This is a genomic window from Bradyrhizobium sp. MI1.7, assembly GCF_055811795.1.
Genome location: NZ_JBVVPO010000261.1, coordinates 1 through 398 on the forward strand (window position 1 = coordinate 1; position 398 = coordinate 398).

The 398-nt window shown below is 66.6% G+C and carries 1 protein-coding gene; it reads right to left on the bottom strand.

Annotated features, from left to right (window positions below; genetic code table 11):
• A partial coding sequence (locus AC0L3X_RS47445) for a chemotaxis protein CheW (RefSeq protein WP_473317656.1) occupies positions 1-398 on the bottom strand: 398 nt, incomplete at both ends.

Genomic DNA, 398 nt, shown 5'->3' on the forward strand with positions numbered 1-398 from the left:
CCGCCGACCTCGATGTTGAGCCGTTCCTCGACGATGTCGATGATCTCGTCGACGACGAGGCCCATGGAGCGGCCGTCATCCGCAAACACCAGAATCGGCTGGGCGCCCTGGCTCGCAATGGTGACGCTCTCCATGGCGACCAGCGGCATCAGCTGCTCGCGGTACTGCACCATGTAGCGGCCGTTGCTGAACTCGATCTTGTCGGCCGGGAGCTCTTCCAGGCGGGTGACGAGCCCGAGCGGGACCGCCTTGGGCTGGCTGGAGCCGGCGCGGAACACCAGCAGCGAGGTGGTCTGCTCGCCACTTCCGATGTGATGGGCGCCGTTCTCGTCGCCCATGTCATGGGCCGAGGAGCCGGCGGCGCCGAGCGCCTTGGCAATGCCGTTGGGATCGATGAT